Origin of the sequence: Sphingorhabdus contaminans (genome assembly GCF_007280415.1) — a bacterium.
GTDB classification, from domain to species: Bacteria; Pseudomonadota; Alphaproteobacteria; order Sphingomonadales; family Sphingomonadaceae; genus Sphingorhabdus_B; species Sphingorhabdus_B contaminans.
Genome location: NZ_VKKU01000001.1, coordinates 1488862 through 1506937 on the forward strand (window position 1 = coordinate 1488862; position 18076 = coordinate 1506937).

General features: G+C 60.0%; 19 protein-coding genes. 11 read left to right on the forward strand and 8 right to left on the reverse strand.

The genetic code is table 11. From position 1 onward, the window contains the following. Position 1 precedes the first annotated feature (1 nt). The 3 genes from FOM92_RS07195 to FOM92_RS07205 form a co-directional block, all read right to left on the reverse strand. Positions 2-844 (reverse strand): YihY/virulence factor BrkB family protein, encoded by an 843-nt coding sequence (locus FOM92_RS07195; RefSeq protein WP_170226810.1) that lies wholly within the window; start codon positions 842-844, stop codon positions 2-4. Between the two features lie 106 nt (positions 845-950). Beyond that, positions 951-1889: a DnaJ C-terminal domain-containing protein gene (locus FOM92_RS07200; RefSeq protein ID WP_143776067.1), complete on the reverse strand. Its 939-nt coding sequence runs from the start codon at positions 1887-1889 to the stop codon at positions 951-953. 54 nt (positions 1890-1943) lie between these two features. Next, positions 1944-2417 carry an ABA4-like family protein gene (locus FOM92_RS07205; protein ID WP_246087184.1) on the reverse strand — a complete coding sequence of 158 codons (474 nt, stop codon included), beginning with the start codon at positions 2415-2417 and terminating at the stop codon, positions 1944-1946. Here FOM92_RS07205 and pdxH point away from each other — a divergent pair. From pdxH to FOM92_RS07225, 4 genes are read left to right on the forward strand one after another with little or no spacing between them, the layout of a single operon-like run. Next, on the forward strand, positions 2416-3060 hold the full coding sequence (pdxH, locus tag FOM92_RS07210; RefSeq protein WP_425473367.1) for a pyridoxamine 5'-phosphate oxidase: 645 nt from the start codon (positions 2416-2418) through the stop codon (positions 3058-3060). The genes FOM92_RS07205 and pdxH overlap by 2 nt on opposite strands. Positions 3061-3086: 26 nt before the next feature. After that, positions 3087-4010, forward strand: coding sequence for a cation diffusion facilitator family transporter (locus FOM92_RS07215; protein WP_143776374.1), 924 nt, complete (start codon positions 3087-3089; stop codon positions 4008-4010). Continuing rightward, positions 4003-4800, forward strand: a complete 798-nt coding sequence (locus FOM92_RS07220; protein ID WP_143776068.1) for a PhzF family phenazine biosynthesis protein — start codon at positions 4003-4005, stop codon at positions 4798-4800. Before FOM92_RS07215 ends, FOM92_RS07220 begins: the two co-directional genes overlap by 8 nt. 36 nt (positions 4801-4836) lie before the next feature. After that, the gene (locus FOM92_RS07225) at positions 4837-5127 is read left to right on the forward strand and encodes an EF-hand domain-containing protein (RefSeq protein ID WP_143776069.1); all 291 of its coding nucleotides are present in this window, start codon (positions 4837-4839) and stop codon (positions 5125-5127) included. Between the two features lie 86 nt (positions 5128-5213). On the opposite strand, the gene FOM92_RS07230 is transcribed toward FOM92_RS07225, so the two are convergent. Continuing rightward, positions 5214-5663 (reverse strand): peptidylprolyl isomerase, encoded by a 450-nt coding sequence (locus FOM92_RS07230; RefSeq protein WP_143776070.1) that lies wholly within the window; start codon positions 5661-5663, stop codon positions 5214-5216. Between the two features lie 135 nt (positions 5664-5798). On the opposite strand from FOM92_RS07230, the gene mgtE reads away from it, so the two are divergent. Beyond that, positions 5799-7208 carry a magnesium transporter gene (mgtE, locus tag FOM92_RS07235; RefSeq protein ID WP_143776071.1) on the forward strand — a complete coding sequence of 470 codons (1410 nt, stop codon included), beginning with the start codon at positions 5799-5801 and terminating at the stop codon, positions 7206-7208. Between the two features lie 24 nt (positions 7209-7232). Further along, on the forward strand, positions 7233-7637 hold the full coding sequence (locus tag FOM92_RS07240) for a DUF1489 family protein (protein WP_143776072.1): 405 nt from the start codon (positions 7233-7235) through the stop codon (positions 7635-7637). Here FOM92_RS07240 and FOM92_RS07245 read toward each other — a convergent pair. From FOM92_RS07245 to FOM92_RS07260, 4 genes are read right to left on the reverse strand one after another with little or no spacing between them, the layout of a single operon-like run. Beyond that, entirely contained in the window at positions 7634-8296 is a 663-nt protein-coding gene (locus FOM92_RS07245) for a DsbA family oxidoreductase (RefSeq protein ID WP_143776073.1), read from the reverse strand. The genes FOM92_RS07240 and FOM92_RS07245 overlap by 4 nt on opposite strands. Then, on the reverse strand, positions 8293-9159 hold the full coding sequence (nudC, locus tag FOM92_RS07250; RefSeq protein WP_143776074.1) for an NAD(+) diphosphatase: 867 nt from the start codon (positions 9157-9159) through the stop codon (positions 8293-8295). Before nudC ends, FOM92_RS07245 begins: the two co-directional genes overlap by 4 nt. A 3-nt stretch (positions 9160-9162) precedes the next feature. Then, on the reverse strand, positions 9163-10473 hold the full coding sequence (locus FOM92_RS07255; RefSeq protein ID WP_342778168.1) for a serine hydrolase domain-containing protein: 1311 nt from the start codon (positions 10471-10473) through the stop codon (positions 9163-9165). Next, on the reverse strand, positions 10470-11543 hold the full coding sequence (locus tag FOM92_RS07260; RefSeq protein ID WP_143776075.1) for an A/G-specific adenine glycosylase: 1074 nt from the start codon (positions 11541-11543) through the stop codon (positions 10470-10472). The genes FOM92_RS07255 and FOM92_RS07260 overlap by 4 nt, the downstream gene beginning before the upstream one ends. 10 nt (positions 11544-11553) lie before the next feature. Between FOM92_RS07260 and FOM92_RS07265 the strand changes: the two genes are divergently transcribed. From FOM92_RS07265 to FOM92_RS07285, 5 genes are read left to right on the forward strand one after another with little or no spacing between them, the layout of a single operon-like run. Continuing rightward, positions 11554-12099, forward strand: coding sequence for a DUF721 domain-containing protein (locus FOM92_RS07265; RefSeq protein WP_143776076.1), 546 nt, complete (start codon positions 11554-11556; stop codon positions 12097-12099). Positions 12100-12141: 42 nt separating this feature from the next. Beyond that, positions 12142-12825, forward strand: coding sequence for a thioredoxin domain-containing protein (locus FOM92_RS07270; RefSeq protein WP_170226811.1), 684 nt, complete (start codon positions 12142-12144; stop codon positions 12823-12825). Positions 12826-12853: 28 nt separating this feature from the next. Beyond that, positions 12854-13591, forward strand: coding sequence for a DsbA family protein (locus FOM92_RS07275; protein ID WP_143776078.1), 738 nt, complete (start codon positions 12854-12856; stop codon positions 13589-13591). A gap of 53 nt (positions 13592-13644) precedes the next feature. Continuing rightward, entirely contained in the window at positions 13645-17058 is a 3414-nt protein-coding gene (locus tag FOM92_RS07280; protein WP_143776079.1) for an AAA family ATPase, read from the forward strand. Next, the gene (locus FOM92_RS07285) at positions 17055-17924 is read left to right on the forward strand and encodes an alpha/beta fold hydrolase (RefSeq protein ID WP_143776080.1); all 870 of its coding nucleotides are present in this window, start codon (positions 17055-17057) and stop codon (positions 17922-17924) included. The genes FOM92_RS07280 and FOM92_RS07285 overlap by 4 nt, the downstream gene beginning before the upstream one ends. Positions 17925-18076: the final 152 nt, after the last annotated feature.

Genomic DNA, 18076 nt, shown 5'->3' on the forward strand with positions numbered 1-18076 from the left:
CTCATTTATCCAAGAGTTCGCTTTGGCGCCCTCTTAATCCATTTTCATGCGCGTTGGCCAGAGCCGCATTCAATTGTGCGCCAGTTACCATCCCCAGTCCGATCAAATAAAAGAAGATCAGCGCCACCATCACGCCGGCAAGGCTGCCATAGGTCACGTCATAGTTGCTGACCGTCGACAAAAACACAGGCAGCAAAGCCGTACAGCCCAGCCACCACAGGCTGACCAGCGCCGCCCCCGGCCATTTGGGATAGATCGGATCCCTGTATTTCTGCGGCGTCAGCCCGCGGAAGATAAGGTAGATTGCCACAAACAGGATCAGGAACGGCACGAACCGACCCAGCGCAAAATATCCCGCGACATTCTGGGCCTGCGGAATGAAGCGGTAGACCAGTTCCTCTATTGCCGTCACCAGAACCTGCGCACTGAATGCGATCATCGCCAGAAACACGGCGACAACTACCGTCCCGAGCGACCCCAGCCGATATTGCCAGAAATAGAGATGCGGCTGCGTCCCGTAGGAACGGTGCATCACGTCGCGGATGGTTTCGATCAGGCTCGCCGTTGTCCAGAGGCTGACGGCTGCGCCGAACCAGAGCAAGGGGCCGGAGCGCGCTGTCATGGCGCTCTCGACCGGACCGCGCAGGGCATCGGCGACGCCCGGTGGAACTGTCTGGAAAAAGGCGTTGATCAGCGCAATCCCCGACTGCGTCTGCCCGAAGGCCCCTGCAATTGCGGCAGCGACAATGCAGAAGGAAAAGAGGACAACCAGCGACAGATAGGCAAAATTGCCCGCATGGACAAAGCCTTCGCTATAGACACCGACGAAAACGCGCTTCGCCACCTCCCGCACCTGTTGTGGAGTGTTGAGATGCGAGAACCATCGGGCCTCGCTTTCACCATGCAACGAAGGACTATGCGCACGGGCCTCTGGTGAGAGGGGCGAGTGCTCAGACACCCATATCTACCCCGACCGTTTCGCCCGAAACACATTCCGCCAATTTGGCCAGTTCTGCAGGATCGGTCGGCAGATGGATCATCAGGCTGACAAGCTGGTCGCCGCGGTCGCCATTTTTGGTGGTGAAGCCGCGTCCCTTGATACGCATTGTCGTGCCGGAATTGGTCTTGGGCGGAACAGTCAGCATGACGGCCCCATCCACGGTGGGCACCTTTACCTTGCCGCCATTGATTGCGACCTTCAGCGATATGGGCAAATCAATACGGATATTGTCTTCGTCGCGCACCAGATGCGGATGACGGCCGATCTTCAGGGTAACCATCGCATCGCCATTGCCGCCAGGCCCCGGCTGTCCCCGTCCCGGAATGCGGATCTGCTGACCTGCGACAACACCCTTGGGCAATTTGAATTCAACCGTCTTGCCATCCCGCAGGGTAATCCGCTGCGGCGTCAATGTTGCTGCGTCGGTGAAGGAAACAAGATGTTCATAAGCGATATTCGCGCCCCGCGCTGGCTGGGCTTGTTGGGCGCGTCCTGCACTTCCCGGGCGGGCACTGCCGCGCGGAGGCGGGCCGGAACTACCGCCAAAAATGCCATCAAAAATATCACCCAGATCTATGCCGCTGCCGCCAAAATCGAATGTTGCGCCCGTGGGGCCCCGGCTGCTGCCGCCGAAATCGCTGCCGCCAAAACCGAATGGCGCGCGAGGCTGGCCGTTTTCGTCGATTTCCCCGCGATCATATTGACCGCGTTTTTTGGCGTCGGACAGCAGGTCATAGGCACGCGTTACTTCGCTGAAACGCTCGGCAGCTTTTGGATTATCCGCATTTTTGTCTGGATGCAGTTCCTTGGCGAGCTTGCGGTAGGCGCTTTTAATCGCCTTTTCATCCGCGCTCTTTGAAACGCCCAAAATGGAATATGGATCGGCCATGCTTGTCCCTGTATTAGCTATCTACCACTCTAAATCGGCATTGTTGCCAATAAGTCAACTCGGGACCGTTGAATTTTCGGGCCTTCCTTTACATGTGGCGCGCAATATCAGGTATAAAAGCAGCCCCAAGGGACCAACCATGAGGACGAAGAAGAGGATCGGAATCTGGACCAGTCGGGAATAGCCATGCCGGTCGGCATTGCGCGCAACCCACAACCCTACGAACAGATCAAAGGCAAGATAGTGGATCCAGCCGATTGTTGTCCCGCCCGGACTGGAAAACAAAGCCATAACGCCTGCCAAGGTGGTCAAACTGGGCTGGGGCCCGCTGGCGGTTCCGCCATCGTCAATCCATCCGGCCATCAAAGGCACGATTAGCGCCGCATAGGTCAACGCAAGCAATCCGCAGCCCATATAGAAGACATAAGGCAGCACCCTGTCCCGCTGCGGCGCGAATGCGAGTATCAGCCAGCCGACAAGCGCCCAGCTATTCGTCCAACCGAAAATGCTTTCCCATGGCATAGTCATGCCGTCCCCCCTTTTATCCTCGGTCAGTCTAGCCTATCGCTGCGATATGGAAAGACCTGATCCCTTCACACTGTTCGATCAATGGTACGCCGAAGCGCGCGCCAGTGAAATAAATGATTCCAACGCAATGGCGCTCGCCACCGCAGGTGCCGACGGCCTGCCCTCTGTCCGCATGGTGCTTTTAAAAGGGCATGGCACGGACCTCGGCAGCCATGGCGGTTACATATTCTACACCAATTTTGAAAGCCGCAAAGCCGGACAATTGCTGGAAAATCCGAATGTCGCCCTGCTGTTCCACTGGAAATCCCTGCGCCGCCAGATTCGGATCGAAGGGGCCGCAACCCCCGTCGCGGACGCGGTCGCCGACGCCTATTTCGCAACCCGCTCGCGCAATTCGCAGCTAGGCGCCTGGGCATCCGACCAGTCCCGCCCCCTTGCGGACCGCGCGACATTCGAGGCCCGCTTTGCCGAGGTCGAGGCCCGTTATGCGGGGCAAGACGTCCCCCGCCCACCACATTGGTCAGGCTGGATGGTCAGTCCAAAGCGCATCGAATTCTGGCAGGATCGCGAATTCCGGCTGCACGAACGCTGGCTTTATGAACGCACGGCAGACGGCTGGACGAGCGGAATGCTCTATCCGTGAGCCTTGCGCATAACCATCATCATGAAATGCATGGTTCGCTGACCACTCGGGCGGCCATTGCCAGCGTGTCGATGGCGCTCTTCCTGCTCGCGCTTAAGATATTTGCCGCTGCTGAAACCGGGTCTGTGGCGCTCTTGGGATCGCTGGCCGATACGGGCTTTGACGTGCTCGCATCGTTACTGACGCTGTTCAGTGTCCGCTATGCCGCCCGTCCGGCGGATGACAACCACCGGTTCGGCCATGGCAAGGCAGAGGCGCTTTCGGCGCTTATTCAGGTCATATTGGTGATCGTGTCCGCCATATTGATCGGCTGGCGTGCGGTCGACAGGCTTGGTTCGGGTGAAACGACCGCTCATCCCGAATATGGCATTGGCGTCTCCATCATCGCCATTGTCGCAACGCTGGGCCTTCTCGCATATCAGCGGTATGTCGTCCGCAAGACCGGATCGGTCGCGATCCATGCCGACCATGTGCATTACCAGTCCGACTTGCTGCTCAACATTGCCGTCATCACCGGCATTGCGCTTGAAACATTCCTGCATGTGCGGGGTGCGGATCCCGTTTTCGGGATCGGGATTGCGTGCTGGCTGCTCTGGGGTGCCTACCGCGCCGCGCAACTGGCGCTTGACCAGTTGCTTGATCGCGAGTGGCCTGAAGAAAAGCGTCAGCGGTTCATCGAAGTCACCATGCGTCACCCGGAGCTGCGCGGTATCCACGATATGCGCACCCGATCAAGCGGGGCGCATGATTTTTGCCAATTTCACGTCTGGGTCGATCCGAATATGACTGTTTTGCAAGCGCACCGCATCATGGACGAGGTTGAAGAGGCGTTGATGCACGAATTTCCCGGTGTCGAGGTGCTCATCCACCCCGACCCGGAAGGACATAAGGATGAACTTGGCTACATCCCGTCCGAAACAATTGAACATCAGGATCACGACCATGACTGACTTGCCCTATTACCATGTCGATGCGTTCGCAGACCGTCCGTTTACCGGCAACCAGGCAGCCGTCATGCCGTTGGAAGCATGGCTGGATGATGCCGTGCTGCAAGCCATTGGCGAGGAAAACAACTTTGCCGAAACCGCCTTCACCATTCCCGATGCAACCGGTGAGGCAGATTTTGAACTGCGGTGGTTTACGCCTGCCGTTGAAATCCGTCTGTGCGGACATGCGACACTGGCCAGCGGGCACATTTTGCTCCAGCAGTTTCCGGATAAGGACCGGATCACATTCCGCACACGGAAGGCCGGAATATTGGAGGTGCGCCGTGAGGGCGACAGCTATTCCGTCGCCCTGCCCGCCATTCCCACCGACCCTGTCGACATTCCGGAAATGATGGCAGCTATGGGCGGCAAACCATTGTCCATGCTCCGTAATCCTGATCATTATAATGTCTTCCGCTATGCCACAGCTGCAGAAATTCTGGCCTTAAAACCCGATATGAAGGCCCTTGCGGCCTTTGGCGATGACAGCTTCACCGCAACCGCGCCCGGCACCGACACCGATGTCGTCAGCCGCGTTTTCGTGCCCGGCGCCGGCGTCGACGAAGACAGCGTCACCGGCAGCGCGCATGCCGTGCTGACGCCCTATTGGGCGGCGGAACTTGGTCGCAACGATTTCACCGCTTATCAGGCATCGGCGCGCGGCGGCTATCTCGGCTGCCGTCTGGATGGCGACCGGGCATGGCTGTCCGGGAAATGCGTGACCGTCGTAAAGGGCACATTCAGCTTGGGTTGAGCACCAAGCAGGGCTTACTAGAAAGAAGGAACATTTATGTTGAAATCAATTGCTGTCGGCGCGTCCATCCTGTGCGCAACCGTTGCATTCGCACAGCAACCGCCCCAGCCCCCCGCTGGCGGCAGGCCGAGTATCGAGCAGATTTTCGGATTTCTGGATGCGGACAAAGATGGCTTTATCGCCAAGGAAGAAGCGCGCGGCCCGATGGCGCAGCATTTCGAACATATTGACGCGGACAAGGACGGAAAGATCTCGCCCGAAGAATTGAAGACCGTAATGGAAGCGAGGCGCCCGCCCGAGCCGGCCAACGACGAAGCGGACGACTAATATCCGGTGTCGGGGACGGTCCTTGAAGGGACCGTCCCCAGCGCCTTTCTACAGGGACCGTCTCTTCAGAGACCGTCCCCTATCAGTTAACCGACGGTTGCCTTACGGATGACACCCGGATTTGCGGGCGGTTCGCCCTTTGGCAGGGCATCGATATGTTCCATGCCGCTGATCACCTGTCCCCAGACCGTATATTGGCGGTCGAGGAACGTTGCATCGTCAAAGCAGATGAAAAACTGGCTGTTGGCGGAGTTTGGATCATTGGTCCGTGCCATCGAACAGACTCCGCGCACATGGGGCTCCGCGTTGAATTCCTGCGCGAGATTCGGCTTGGACGAACCGCCCATGCCGGTGCCATTGGGGCAACCGCCCTGCGCCATGAAGCCGGGGATTACGCGGTGGAACTTAACACCGTCGTAAAAGCCTTCGCTGGCCAGTTCCTTGATGCGTGCAACATGGTTCGGCGCCAGATCGGGGCGCAGCTTGATGACAACGTCGCCGTCATCCAGGCTAAAAGTGAGGGTTTCGTCTGACATGATGGCTCCTTACGATATGAATGTGCGTGCCCTAGGCGATGCAATCGTCCGGGCCAAGCCAAAATCATTGCATTTTGAACTTGGACGCTTAGGAGAAGGCCATATTCCATCCAGCAACCCGAGGGGAGGCCGCACATGACCAGCGAACCAGCCGATCCCGAAATCCTTGACAATGACGTCATGGAAACACTGGACGAAGACAATAATCTGACCCGCGACTTTGTGGACCGCGTTCTCGACGCTGTCGAATCGGGCGATCATGACGAAGTAAGGCGGCTGGTCGAACCGCTGCACGAGGCGGATATCGCCGACCTTCTGGAACAGACCCCGTCGGACCAGCGCGGCGTGCTGGCCGTGGCGATGGGCGACCTGATGAGCGCGGATGTGCTGGCCGAGGTCAACGACTATGTCCGCGAAGATATCATCGACGCGCTGCAGCCGGCACAGGTCGCCGATCTGGCTGGGCAGCTCGACACCGATGACGCCGTTGCGATCATCGAGGATATGGAGATCGAGGACCAGCAGGCCGTTTTGGCCGAGCTGGACCCCGAAGACCGCGCGGTCATCGAAGACGCGCTGTCCTATCCGGAAGAATCCGCCGGCCGTATCATGCAGCGCGAACTGGTCGCGGTGCCGGAGCATATGACGGTGGGCCAGCTCATCGATTATCTGCGCGACCATCAGGACCTGACCACGGAATTCTGGGAGGTTTTCGTCGTCGACCCGCAGCACAAGCCGGTCGGCACCTGCAAATTGAGCTGGATCATGCGCAGCCAGCGCAAGGTGCCGGTCAGCGAGGTCATGAAGCGCGAGCAGACCCTGATCCCTGTCGACATGGACCAGGAAGAGGTCGCCCTGCGTTTCCAGAAATACGCCCTGATTTCCGCCGCGGTGGTGGACCAGAGCGGACGCCTGGTCGGTGTCATCACCGCCGACGATATCGTCCACATCATTCAGGAAGAAGCCGACGAGGACATTTTGCGCCTGTCGGGTGCCGGCGAAGGCGACATTAACGAGCCGATTGCCGACAGTTACAAGGCCCGCGTCCGCTGGCTGATCGCCAATCTGGGCACCGCCATGGTCGCCAGCTTCATCATCGCGCAATTTGGCGCGGCGATCGAGACAATGGTGGCGCTTGCGGTGTTGATGCCGATTGTCGCGTCCATCGGCGGAAATGCCGGGACGCAGACGCTGGCCGTCACGGTGCGCGCACTTGCCACCAATCAACTGACCCAGTCCAACACCGTACGCTCCATATGGCGCGAGATTCGCGTCGCGCTGCTGATCGGGGCGACGATTGCGGTTATCGCGGGACTTGGCGCAGGCTTTATCTTCAGCAACTGGCTGCTCGCGGGGGTTATCGCAGCGGCGATCCTGTGCAACATTGCGCTTGCCGGCCTGTCGGGCGTCGCGATACCGGTGCTGCTCGACCGGCTGGATCAGGACCCGGCCGTTTCAAGCTCTATTTTCGTCACCATGATCACCGATTCAATGGGCTTCCTCATTTTTCTGGGACTTGCGGTCTTTAGCGGTCTTGCGGGCTAACCCTCCCCTCCCCAGATAGCGTCCATGCCCCTCCACATGACCAAAATCGCCTTTGGCGCGACCAGTCCGGCCGATCTGAAGGCGCGGCTGGCCCGTTATTCGCAAGAGGGCGAAGTGCGGCTGACCACCCGCTACCTGCCCAAGCGGGTTGCGGAAATGACGGGCGGATCGCTGTACTGGATTCACGCCCACACCCTCATCGGACGCAGCCCGATACTTGGCTTCATGGAAAACGGACAGGGCCGCTATTGGATCCGCATCGAGCCGCGTCTCATCCCCGTGCGCGGCATTCCCAAGCGCGCGCATCAGGGTTGGCGTTATCTGGAAGACAAGGACGTCCCGCCCGATCTCGGCGACGGGGAAGCCGATGCCCGCGACGTGATGCCGCCAAAAATGCTGGGCGAGTTGATGAAGATGGGGCTGGTTTAGGCCGCTTCGCGTTTGGCCAGAACCTTGCCGATCACGCCGGCAAAAGTCTCCGCAATTTGCGCCCCCGGAACCATGAATTTCTGGTCAAAAATGATCGCCGGAACGCCGGTGATATTTTCGTCCAGCCATTGCCGCTGTTCGGCCCGCACGCTTTGTGTCAGGCTTTCGTCCAGCATCCATGCATGCGCAACCGAAGCATCCATGCCCTGTTGCTCCGCGATTTCCGCCAGCACTGCCATATCGCTGACATCGCGGCGGTCCTGGAAATAGGCCTTGAACAAGGCCATCTTCAACGCCGTCTGCGCTTTCCAGCCCCGTTCGGCACCGAACACGGTCAACAGCTTGTGCGCCATGAACGTGTTATAGATCCGCATCCCCTCACCATAGTTGAAGGAAAAGCCGACACTTTCGCCAATATCCGACAAACGCTGCCGGTTGGCGCGGCTCTGTTCGGGCGTGCTGCCATATTTGCGGGCGATATGTTCGGCGGTATCCTCCCCCTCCGGCGCCATATGGGGGTTGAGTTCGAATGGATGCCACCATGTTTCGGCAGCGACCGGCTGTTCCAGCATGTCGAGCGCCATCTGCACCTGACGGTATCCGATGATGCACCAGGGGCAAACGACGTCCGAGACTATGTCGATCCGCAACGGGGTCATGCGCTGACCCAATGCTTCAAAAGGCTGTGCGCAATCGCAAAAGGAGGTGGCGCGTTGAAACGCCGCCCTTCTTCATTGGCAAGCGCGGCCCGCGCCTCGTCCCTGGTGACCCACATCGCATCCTCCAGCTCGTCGGTGTCGAGCGTAATGGCATCGTCCTGTGCATCCGCGACACAGGCAATCATCAGTTGCGCGCCGCCAAAGGGCCAGGGCTGGCTGGTGACATAGCGCACCGCACCACAGGTGACCCCTGCTTCCTCATGGATTTCGCGACGTACCGCTTCTTCGATGCTTTCCCCGGGCTCCAGAAAACCCGCAAGTGCGGAATAATTGCCGGGCGGGAAGCGGGTCTGCCGACCGACCAGCGCCCTGCCTTCATATTCGGCGAGCATGATGACTACCGGGTCGGTGCGCGGAAAATGTTCTTTCCCGCAATTACCACATTTGCGGCCCCATCCGGCGCGGAACATTTCCGTCAGATGTCCGCATTTACCGCAGAAACGGTGGCCATTATGCCATTCGATCAGGCTGCGCGCTGTTCCGTAAATGGCCGCATCCTCGGCCGGAAGCATGGTCAGCGCCCGCCAGATTGCCGGCGAACGGAACATGCCGCCATCCGCCTCGACCAGCGGAACGAAATGCGGCTTGCCATCCGACAGCCCCAACAGGATCAGTTCTTCCGATCCGGTCAGTTCGGCAATCGAGTGCCACAGCAATCCCCCTTCGGACGCAACGAGCGGATCGAGCCCGTCCAGACCCAATATCCGGGCGCGCCAGTCCGCCAACAAAGCGCCATAGGCCTCCACATCGTTCCGGACGCGGTCAGCCCGGTCGAGCGGGGAACCTGTAAAGCCCGGATTCATCGGTTAGGCGCCCTGTATGCCCAGATCGGCCAACACCCATTTCGCAAAATCCTCATGGAACGGGTAGACATTGCTCGGCACATATTGCGCCATCAGAACCGCACGCACCTTGCGACGGGAATCGACGAACGCCACGGTTCCTGCTGCACCGCCCCAGCCGAATGTGCCTTCAAACGCACCCTTGCCGACGCGGCCACCGGCACCATTGCCTGCGCCGGCAATGAAGGTACCATCTGTTTTCACGCCAGCGGGCAACAGGTCAGACATCGCCAAAGCGGCAGTTTCCGGCGACATAACGCGCACGCCGTCCAGCTCCCCGCCATTTTGCAGCATGTGCAGGAACCGGTCATAGTCATGTGCGGAACAGACGAGACCCGCACCGCCAAAGGCAAAGGCAGGCTTGTCGAGATAGATGCTCGTTGGACCGGGATCGATCGGAATCAGGATGCCATTTGCAGGCGCATAATTGGTGACCAAACGCTTGGTCTCCGATGCCGGAACCTGGAAATAGCTGCTGGTCATCTTGAGCGGATCGAACAGGCGCGTCTTCAGGAACGCGTCAAAATCCATGCCGCTAGCCACTTCAATCACGCGACCCAAAAGATCAAGCGAGATGGAATAGCTCCACTTTGTGCCTGGCTCCGCAATCAACGGCAGTTTCGCAACGCGTTCGGCAAAGGTCTTTAGATCGGGTGTCGGCGCAGGTACCGCAAAGCCCGGGATAGGGAAACGGCTCATGACTGCCGGATTGATGCCATTTTCATTATAGGCCTTCAGCAAGGGCCCCTTGGTGATGATGCTGTAGCCCAGTCCGGCCGTATGGGTCAGCAAATGCCGTACCGTAATCTGGTTTTTCGCAGGCACGGCAGCCATGCTGTTATCGGGATCAGTCAACACCGTCATATTGGCAAATTCGGGAATGAAATCGGCAATCGGCTGGTCGAGCTTCATTTTCCCGTCACCCACCAATAGCATCGCGGCAATGCCGGTGACCGGCTTGGTCATGGAATAGACCCGCCATAAGGTGTCCGCATCGACGGACGTCGTGTCGCCCTGTGCAATGGTGCCCATGGCGACGATATCTGCGGGCATCGCGCCCTTGCCGATCGAAGCCAGCAGGCCCGGCAATTTTCCGGATGAGATATAGCTTTCAAACTGCGCTTTGATGGTCGGATATTTATCCGCCGCCGCACGTGCCCATGCGCCGGCCGGCATGAAGGCCGTTGCTGTGCCGGCCAACGCCAGAGTGCTGGTCCAGCTCAGGAAGCTGCGTCTGTCTAAAGTCGACCGGACTATTGCGCTGTGTTCCATCATCTCTCTCCTGATGCCAATGCCACTTTTGTTGCCTTGATGAATAAGGTCGGCAACCCCGCCTTGTCGAGCGAATTTACGTCCCACCACTCCCCTTCAAGTGGCGGATTGGGCCCATGCGGCCATGCCGTAACGGCAACCTGCAGTTCCAGCGAAAAATGCGAGAATATATGGGTAATGGCGGGCAACCGTTGCTCCCATTTAGCCGGAAATGGCGGGCACATATTTCCGTCGGATTTCGCGTTCCAGCCATCGTCGGGTAAGGCGCGCATCGCGGCCAACATTCCGCTGTCCTTCCGCTTCACCAGCCACACCTTGTCGCCACGCCGAATCCAATAGGCGGTGCCCTTGCGCACAGGACGCGCCTTTTTGGGTTGTTTGACCGGATAGGCTTCTGGATTTCCGTCCTGGCGGGCCTGACATCCATCCGCCAGAGGACACCGGTCGCACGCAGGCGCCTTTACCGAACATATTCCGGCGCCCAGATCCATCATCGCCTGCGCAAAATCGCCTGCACGGTCAGCAGGCGTAATCCGGTCCATCAACGCTGAAATTTCAGGCTTGGCCTGCGGCAAGGGAGTTGAAAGGGCGAAAAGGCGGGATACGACCCGTTCGATATTGGCATCCACGACAACCGCACGCTGCCCAAAGGCAATCGCGGCAATCGCAGCGGCTGTGTAAGGCCCGATGCCCGGCAGTTTTTTCAGCGCATCCTCGCTCTGCGGCAGTTCGCCGCCATGTTCGGACACCACCGTCCGTGCGCATTTCAGCAAGTTGCGCGCCCGCGCATAATAGCCCAGCCCCGCCCATGCCGCCATCAGGTCGGCATCGTCACAGGCGGCAAGTTCGGCGAAATTCTTCCATCTGTCGGTAAAGCGCGCAAAATAGGGCATGACGGCCATGACGGTCGTCTGCTGCAACATGATTTCCGATAGCCAGACATGATAGGGGTCCGGCCACCCCTGCCCCGGCCGTTTCCGCCAGGGCAGATCCCGCGCATGAACGGCATAATGCGCCAGAAGAAGGGCTGCGATATCCCCAGTTTTCTGGTCAGAATGTTGGACGTTGGGCATTGGAAATGGCATGAATGAGCCAATGGACAAAGGCAAGACTTCAGACAGCAGTGACAAGAAAACGCGCGTGCTCAAACCCTATCAACGCCCGCGCGGCGGGGAAGCACGGCAGGTGTCCGCGCTGATGCCCGAAATCGGACGTGCCGCATTTCGCAAATTCGGCTTTGTCCAAAGCTCTGTCGTCAGCCGGTGGGACGAAATAGTCGGCGCGCGTTACGCCGCAGTCTCCGCCCCCGAATCGATCCGCTTTCCCATCGGCAGAAAATCCGACGGCACATTGGAACTGACGGTGGAAGGCGCACATGCCACCATGATCCAGCATGTTTTGCCCGAAATCATCGAACGGGTGAACCGCTTCTTCGGCTATGGCGCCGTCGCGCGGGTCAAAGTGCGTCAGGGTTCGGTAGCAAAGCCTGCAACGCCAAAGCCTTCTGTGCAGCCCATGTTGAAACCAGTCCCGCTGGAATTGGGGGAATCCTTGCGCGAAATTGGCGATCCGGAGCTGTTCGCGGTGCTGGAAAGCCTCGCAAAAAGCCTTGCCAAAGACGACGAGTAATTCCAGATGATTGGGCCTCAAATTTCATCTAAACAGGAAAACATGTCGCACATCATGAAATCGGGTAGCATCCTTGTGCTCGGCGCCTTTGCGCTCGCGGCAGGCACTATGGCGGCGACACCCAAAAAGAACTGGCTATTGACCTTTTCCCTTACGGACAAAGGGGCCCATGTCATCGGCAATCCGGCGGCCCCCAACAAGGTCGTCGAATATCTCAGCTATACCTGCGGGCATTGTGCCGATTTCGAGATGAACCATTCGCCTGCATTCAAGACGCAATATGTTGCCACGGGCAAGGCGAGCCTCGAAATTCGCAACTTGCTGCTAAACCCGATTGATCTCACCGCGGCCATGCTCGCACGGTGCGGCGGGAAGGGCCGCTTTTTCGGCAACCAGAAGCATCTGTTTGCCACACAGTCCGTCTGGCTCGGCAAGGCGAAGAATATCTCTGCCGCCACCCAGGCCCATCTGAAATCCGAAAATTACACCGCCTATATGACGGGCGTGTATAATGAAATCGGCCTTGGCCCGATCATGCAGCAGCGCGGCATCTCACCGGTACAAGCCAAAGCTTGTCTTGCCGACAAGGCGGCACTGAAAATCGTTCTGGACCTGACCGATGGTGGCGCCGCCGCCGGGGTGAACGGGACGCCGACATTCATGATAAACGGCGTGTTGCAGGACCATGTCCACAGCTTCGCCGATCTGAAAGCCAAAATGAAATAAGCCCCTCCGGGAAAATGAAGGACCATTTATGCGTATCAAGTCACTTTTCATAACCGCCGCCGCCGCCCTCGCCCTTGCAGCCTGTGGTTCGGGTGATAGCGCGGGCGCGCCCAAGGGTGAGCCTATTGCAAAGGTTGCAGCCCCTGCCGGCAAGGCATGGACCGATGTGGTCACCAAGACCGAAGTGGGTGGCTATAAAATGGGCAACCCCGATGCGAAATTGCAGCTTGTTGAATATGGCGCGATCACCTGCCCGGGATGTGCGCAATTCTCGGTGCAATCGACCGTAGAGCTGAACGAGATTGTGAACACCGGCGTGGTCGCAATGGAATTCCGCCCCTATCTGGTGCACGGGGTTCAGGATATTCCGGGCTTCCTTTTGGCCGCCTGTAGCGGTCCGGAAGCATTTTTCCCGCTGACCGAACAGCTTTATGCCGAACAGCAGAGCTGGCTCAGCAAGATCAGCACGGTGACCGAGGCCGACCAGCAGGCGATGCAGAAAATGACGCCCGAGCAGATCTCGACCTTGCTCGGCACCAAAATGGGCCTGATCGATTTCGTCAAATCGCGCGGGATCAGTGAAGATCAGGCAAAATCCTGCCTCTCCGACAAAGCCGCCATCGACGCGCTGATTGCTTCGACCGAAAGAGGGACGAAGGAAGACGGCGTGACCGGTACGCCTTTCTTCCTGCTTAACGGGGCCAAGCTGGACGCCAGTTCCTGGAATCAGGTGAAGGGCAAGCTGGTGGAAGCCGGCGCGCGCTAAGGCTGACCTCGGGGGGTGGTTGACATGCAGGACGCGGCGATGGGGATAGCCCCTTGCGTATAAAGAAGCTGAAACTTGTCGGCTTCAAAAGCTTTGTCGAGCCTGCCGAGCTGAAGATTGAAACGGGACTCACGGGCATTGTGGGTCCCAATGGATGCGGCAAGTCCAACCTGTTGGAAGCCATCCGCTGGGTCATGGGCGAAAGCAGCCCGAAATCCATGCGCGGTGCCGGAATGGAAGATGTCATCTTCGCCGGCACTGCATCCCGCCCGCCCCGCGACTTCGCCGAAGTAACGATCTCGGCAGAGCGCGGCTTTGACGACGCGGCGAATGACGAAGATCAGGAACTGGAGGTTACCCGCCGGATCGAGCGCGGCGCAGGCTCTGCTTACCGGTCCAATGGCCGCGATGTGCGGGCCAAGGATGTGGCGTTGATCTTTGCCGATGCGGCAACGGGTGCGCATTCCCCTGCCCTTGTCAGCCAGGGACGGATCGGTGCGATCATCTCCGCCAAGCCGCAGGAACGGCGGCAAATGCTGGAGGAAGCGGCAGGCATCTCCGGCCTGCATGTGCGCCGCAAGGATGCCGAACAAAAACTCCGCGCGGCCGAGACGAACCTGTCCCGGCTGGCGACGATCCTCGCCGATATGGACGCCCGCGCCGGGCAATTGCGGCGGCAGGCGAAGCAGGCGGAACGCTACCGCAAGCTGAGCCGCGAGATTTTGCAGGCCGAGGCGCAGCTGATCTATGTGCGCTGGCAAGAGGCAAAGGCCGCCGCCGACGCCGCCCGCGCCGAAGCCAATGCGGCGACGGCAGAGGTTGAAAAGGCGAGCGCGCAGCAGCGCGAACTGAGCGCGGCGCAGCAGAAGGCTGTGGGCGAACTCGCCGAGGCGCGGGCCGTTGCGATGACCGCCCGCGATGCGGCGAGTGATCTGTCCAACCGGCTGGTGCAGATAAAGAGCGACCGGGACCGCATCATCCAGCGGCAGGCCGATCTTGCGGCGCAGGCGGCGCGCATGGCCGATGATGGCGCGCGCGAAGACCGGCTGACCCACGACGCGGCCGATGCCCTCGCCCGGTTGCAAGGCGAAAATGCCGAGTTGAACCAGGCGATCAAGACGCAGGAAGAGGAACGCCCGGCGCTCGTCCGCCTTGCCGAAAATGCGGAACGGCAGGTCCGCGAAAGCGAGGTTACGCTGGCGAAGGCGCTGGCCGAGCAGGCGCGGGCGGATGCCGAGCTGCGTGTCGCCGACGCCGCCCTTGCCACCGCGGCGGCACGGGTCGAGCGGGCCGAACGCGACGCGGCACGGCTGGACGAAGAGCAGGACCGGCTCGGCAGCGAGGCCGAATTCGCCGCTGCCAAGCAAGAGGCGGCGGAGGCGGTTGTCCGGCTCCAGCAACAGGCCGAAGACGGCCTTGCCGCCATCGCGAGGATCGAGACGGACCGCGCCGCCCTGGTCGGCGAACGCGACGCGATCCAGAGCGCCTATGCAAGCGCCAAGGCCGAACTGGCCGCATTGCAATCCGAACAGAACGCCCTGTCCCGCGCGCTCAGCAAATCGAGCGGCGACCGCGCGCTCGACCGCATCAAGGCCGCACCCGGCTATGAACGCGCGCTTGCCGCAGCATTGGGCGAGGATGTCAACGCGATGATCGGCGGCGCAGCGGGCCGCCGCTGGCTGGGGCGCAGCGCCGAGCTGCCCTCCATCGCGGGAGCAAGGCTGATCGACCATGTCGAGGCCCCGCCAGAACTGCACGCCCGCCTGTCGATGATCCGCGTTGTCGACACAGACGACGGCACCGCCCTGCTGCCCGGCGAGCGGCTGGTGACGAAGGACGGCAAGCTGCGCCGCTGGGACGGATTTGCCGCCGACGATGACGGCGCGACTACGGCAGAGCAACTGATACGCCAGAACCGGCTGAACGAACTGGCCCGGCAAATCCCGCTTGCGGAAGCCGCTTTGCAGCAGCAATCCGAAACCGCCGACCGGATCGCCGCGCAGATTGCCGAAACACAGGAAAAGCACCGCGCATTGACAGGTCAGCAGCAGCAGACCGAGACAGACCTGCGCCACGCCCTGCGCGCCGCCGACCAGGCCGAAGACGCCCTGAACCGGCTCCAGCAGGCGCGCAGCGCCCTGCAGGAACGCATTGCAACCGCACGGCAGGATATTGCCACGGCACAGGCCGAGCAGGACGAGGCGCAAAAGGCGCGCACCGCCCTTCCGGCGGGTGACCACCACAGCGCCCTGGTCGACAAGCTGACGTCCGAGAATGAGGCGCTGCGCCAATTGCTGGTGCGCAGCCAGGCCGACCTGTCTGCGCATGACCAGCGGCTGGCACAAACGCGTGAACGCCGCGCCGTCGCCATGGCGGAAATCCGCAGCTGGCAGGATCGCGCAGGCGAAGCCGAACGCCGCATCGCCGAAATGAACAAGCGGTCGACCGAGATCGCGCAAGAGCTCGAAAGCCTCGCCGGACGTCCCGAAATATTGGAACGCGATATCGCCGCGCTCGAGGATGACCGCGAAAATATCGCCGAAAAACTGGCGCAATTGCAGGTGGCCGAAAACAACAGCGAAGCGTCGCTGAAGGCGCTCGAACGCGATCTTGCCGCGGCAGCCGAAGCCCTGTCCGTCGCCCGCGAAGCCCGCGCCGGGGCCGAAGCGCGCGCCGAAAATCAGGACCAGCGCCGGATCGAGATGGGCCGTATTTCGGGCGAGCGTTTTGAATGTCCGCCGCCGGTATTGCCCGAAAAGCTGGAATTTGACGAAAATGAACTGGCCGATGCCGCAACCCAGTCGACCCGGCTGGAGCGGTTGCAGAGCGAACGCGAACGAATTGGTCCTGTCAACCTGATCGCCGCAGATGAGCTGGCCGAACTGGAGGAACAGCAAGGAACGAGCCTCAAAGAAAGCGAAGAGCTGACGCAGGCCATCCACCAGTTGCGCGGATCGATCGGCAGCCTGAACCGCGAAGGCCGCGCCCGATTGCTGAGCGCCTTCGAGGCTGTCGACGGCCATTTCCGGCGGCTGTTTTCCACCCTGTTCAACGGCGGGCAGGCGCATCTCGCGCTGATCGACAGCGACAATCCGCTGGAGGCTGGCCTCGAAATCTTTGCGCAGCCCCCGGGCAAGAAATTACAGTCCCTGACCCTGCTGTCGGGCGGGGAGCAGGCCCTGACGGCGGTCGCCCTGATCTTTGGTCTGTTCCTGACCAACCCCGCGCCGATCTGTGTCCTTGACGAAGTCGATGCGCCGCTGGACGATGCCAATATCGAACGTTTTTGCGATCTGCTCGACGCCATGACGCGGGAAACCGATACACGCTATCTGATCGTAACGCACAATGCCGTGACGATGAGCCGCATGCACCGCCTGTTTGGTGTGACGATGGTCGAACAAGGGATAAGCCGGCTTGTTTCGGTTGACCTTGGCGGGGCGGAGCAATTACTGGCCGCGGAATGACTTTACACGGCCCCATCACCAATAGCTTCATTTCGCAGCGCCTGCGCCTCAACTATGTCGACTGGGGCAATCCCGACGCACCGCCTTTGTTGCTCGTCCACGGTGGACGCGACCATGCGCGCAGCTGGGACTGGGTGGCCGAAGAATTGCGCCATGACTGGCACATTATCGCACCCGATCTGCGCGGCCATGGCGACAGCAGCTGGTCGCCCGACGGCAATTATGAAATGTCGGCCTTCGTTTACGACCTTGCCCAGTTGATCCATCAATTGGGGTTGGCCCCGGTATCGATCATTGCCCATTCCATGGGTGGCAATATCGCCACGCGCTATGCCGGAATCTTCCCCGAAAATGTCCGCAAACTGGTCAATATCGAAGGGTTGGGCCTGTCGCCTAAGATGCAGGCCGAACGCGATGCCATCGGTATCCAGAAACGGTTCCGCCAATGGATCGAAGACAAACGCAACGCCGCGGGACGCACACCCAAGCGCTATCCCACGATTGAAGCCGCTTATGACCGGATGAAGGCGGAGAACAGCTATCTGACCGATGAGCAGGCCCGCCATCTGACCGTGCACGGAATCAGCAGGAACGAGGACGGCACCTGGAGCTGGAAGTTCGACAATTACCTCAACATCTGGGCCATATTCGATATGCCGCGCGAGGATTTGCTCAGCATCTGGCAGTCCATCACCTGCCCCATGCTATTGCTTTACGGCGAAAAAAGCTGGGCTTCCAACCCGGAAAAGGACGGCCGGATCGAACATTTCCCGACCGCCAAAGTCATCGAATATGAAAATGCCGGCCATTGGCTGCACCACGACCAGTTCGACCGGTTCATGGCGGATGTGAAGGCGTTTCTGTAAACGGAACGCGATAGAGGCAGTTCCCTTTTACCTGTTTACAGCCGGTGTCGGGGACTGTCCCGAACCCCCGCAACTCCCCTCTCCCCTTTAGGGGAGAGGTACGCAGTCTTATGGCTTTAGCCATTAGACGGAGTGGAGAGGGGGAGTTGGCG

Coding starts and splice junctions, on each gene's coding strand:
- FOM92_RS07200 (WP_143776067.1), bottom strand. CDS start 1,889: ATGGCCGATCCATATTCCATTTTGGGCGTTTCAAAGAGCGCGGATGAA.
- pdxH (WP_425473367.1), top strand. CDS start 2,416: ATGCCGTCCCCCCTTTTATCCTCGGTCAGTCTAGCCTATCGCTGCGAT.
- FOM92_RS07205 (WP_246087184.1), bottom strand. CDS start 2,417: ATGACTATGCCATGGGAAAGCATTTTCGGTTGGACGAATAGCTGGGCG.
- FOM92_RS07215 (WP_143776374.1), top strand. CDS start 3,087: ATGCATGGTTCGCTGACCACTCGGGCGGCCATTGCCAGCGTGTCGATG.
- FOM92_RS07220 (WP_143776068.1), top strand. CDS start 4,003: ATGACTGACTTGCCCTATTACCATGTCGATGCGTTCGCAGACCGTCCG.
- FOM92_RS07225 (WP_143776069.1), top strand. CDS start 4,837: ATGTTGAAATCAATTGCTGTCGGCGCGTCCATCCTGTGCGCAACCGTT.
- FOM92_RS07230 (WP_143776070.1), bottom strand. CDS start 5,663: ATGTCAGACGAAACCCTCACTTTTAGCCTGGATGACGGCGACGTTGTC.
- mgtE (WP_143776071.1), top strand. CDS start 5,799: ATGACCAGCGAACCAGCCGATCCCGAAATCCTTGACAATGACGTCATG.
- FOM92_RS07240 (WP_143776072.1), top strand. CDS start 7,233: ATGCCCCTCCACATGACCAAAATCGCCTTTGGCGCGACCAGTCCGGCC.
- FOM92_RS07245 (WP_143776073.1), bottom strand. CDS start 8,296: ATGACCCCGTTGCGGATCGACATAGTCTCGGACGTCGTTTGCCCCTGG.
- nudC (WP_143776074.1), bottom strand. CDS start 9,159: ATGAATCCGGGCTTTACAGGTTCCCCGCTCGACCGGGCTGACCGCGTC.
- FOM92_RS07255 (WP_342778168.1), bottom strand. CDS start 10,473: ATGATGGAACACAGCGCAATAGTCCGGTCGACTTTAGACAGACGCAGC.
- FOM92_RS07260 (WP_143776075.1), bottom strand. CDS start 11,543: ATGCCCAACGTCCAACATTCTGACCAGAAAACTGGGGATATCGCAGCC.
- FOM92_RS07265 (WP_143776076.1), top strand. CDS start 11,554: ATGAATGAGCCAATGGACAAAGGCAAGACTTCAGACAGCAGTGACAAG.
- FOM92_RS07270 (WP_170226811.1), top strand. CDS start 12,142: ATGTCGCACATCATGAAATCGGGTAGCATCCTTGTGCTCGGCGCCTTT.
- FOM92_RS07275 (WP_143776078.1), top strand. CDS start 12,854: ATGCGTATCAAGTCACTTTTCATAACCGCCGCCGCCGCCCTCGCCCTT.
- FOM92_RS07285 (WP_143776080.1), top strand. CDS start 17,055: ATGACTTTACACGGCCCCATCACCAATAGCTTCATTTCGCAGCGCCTG.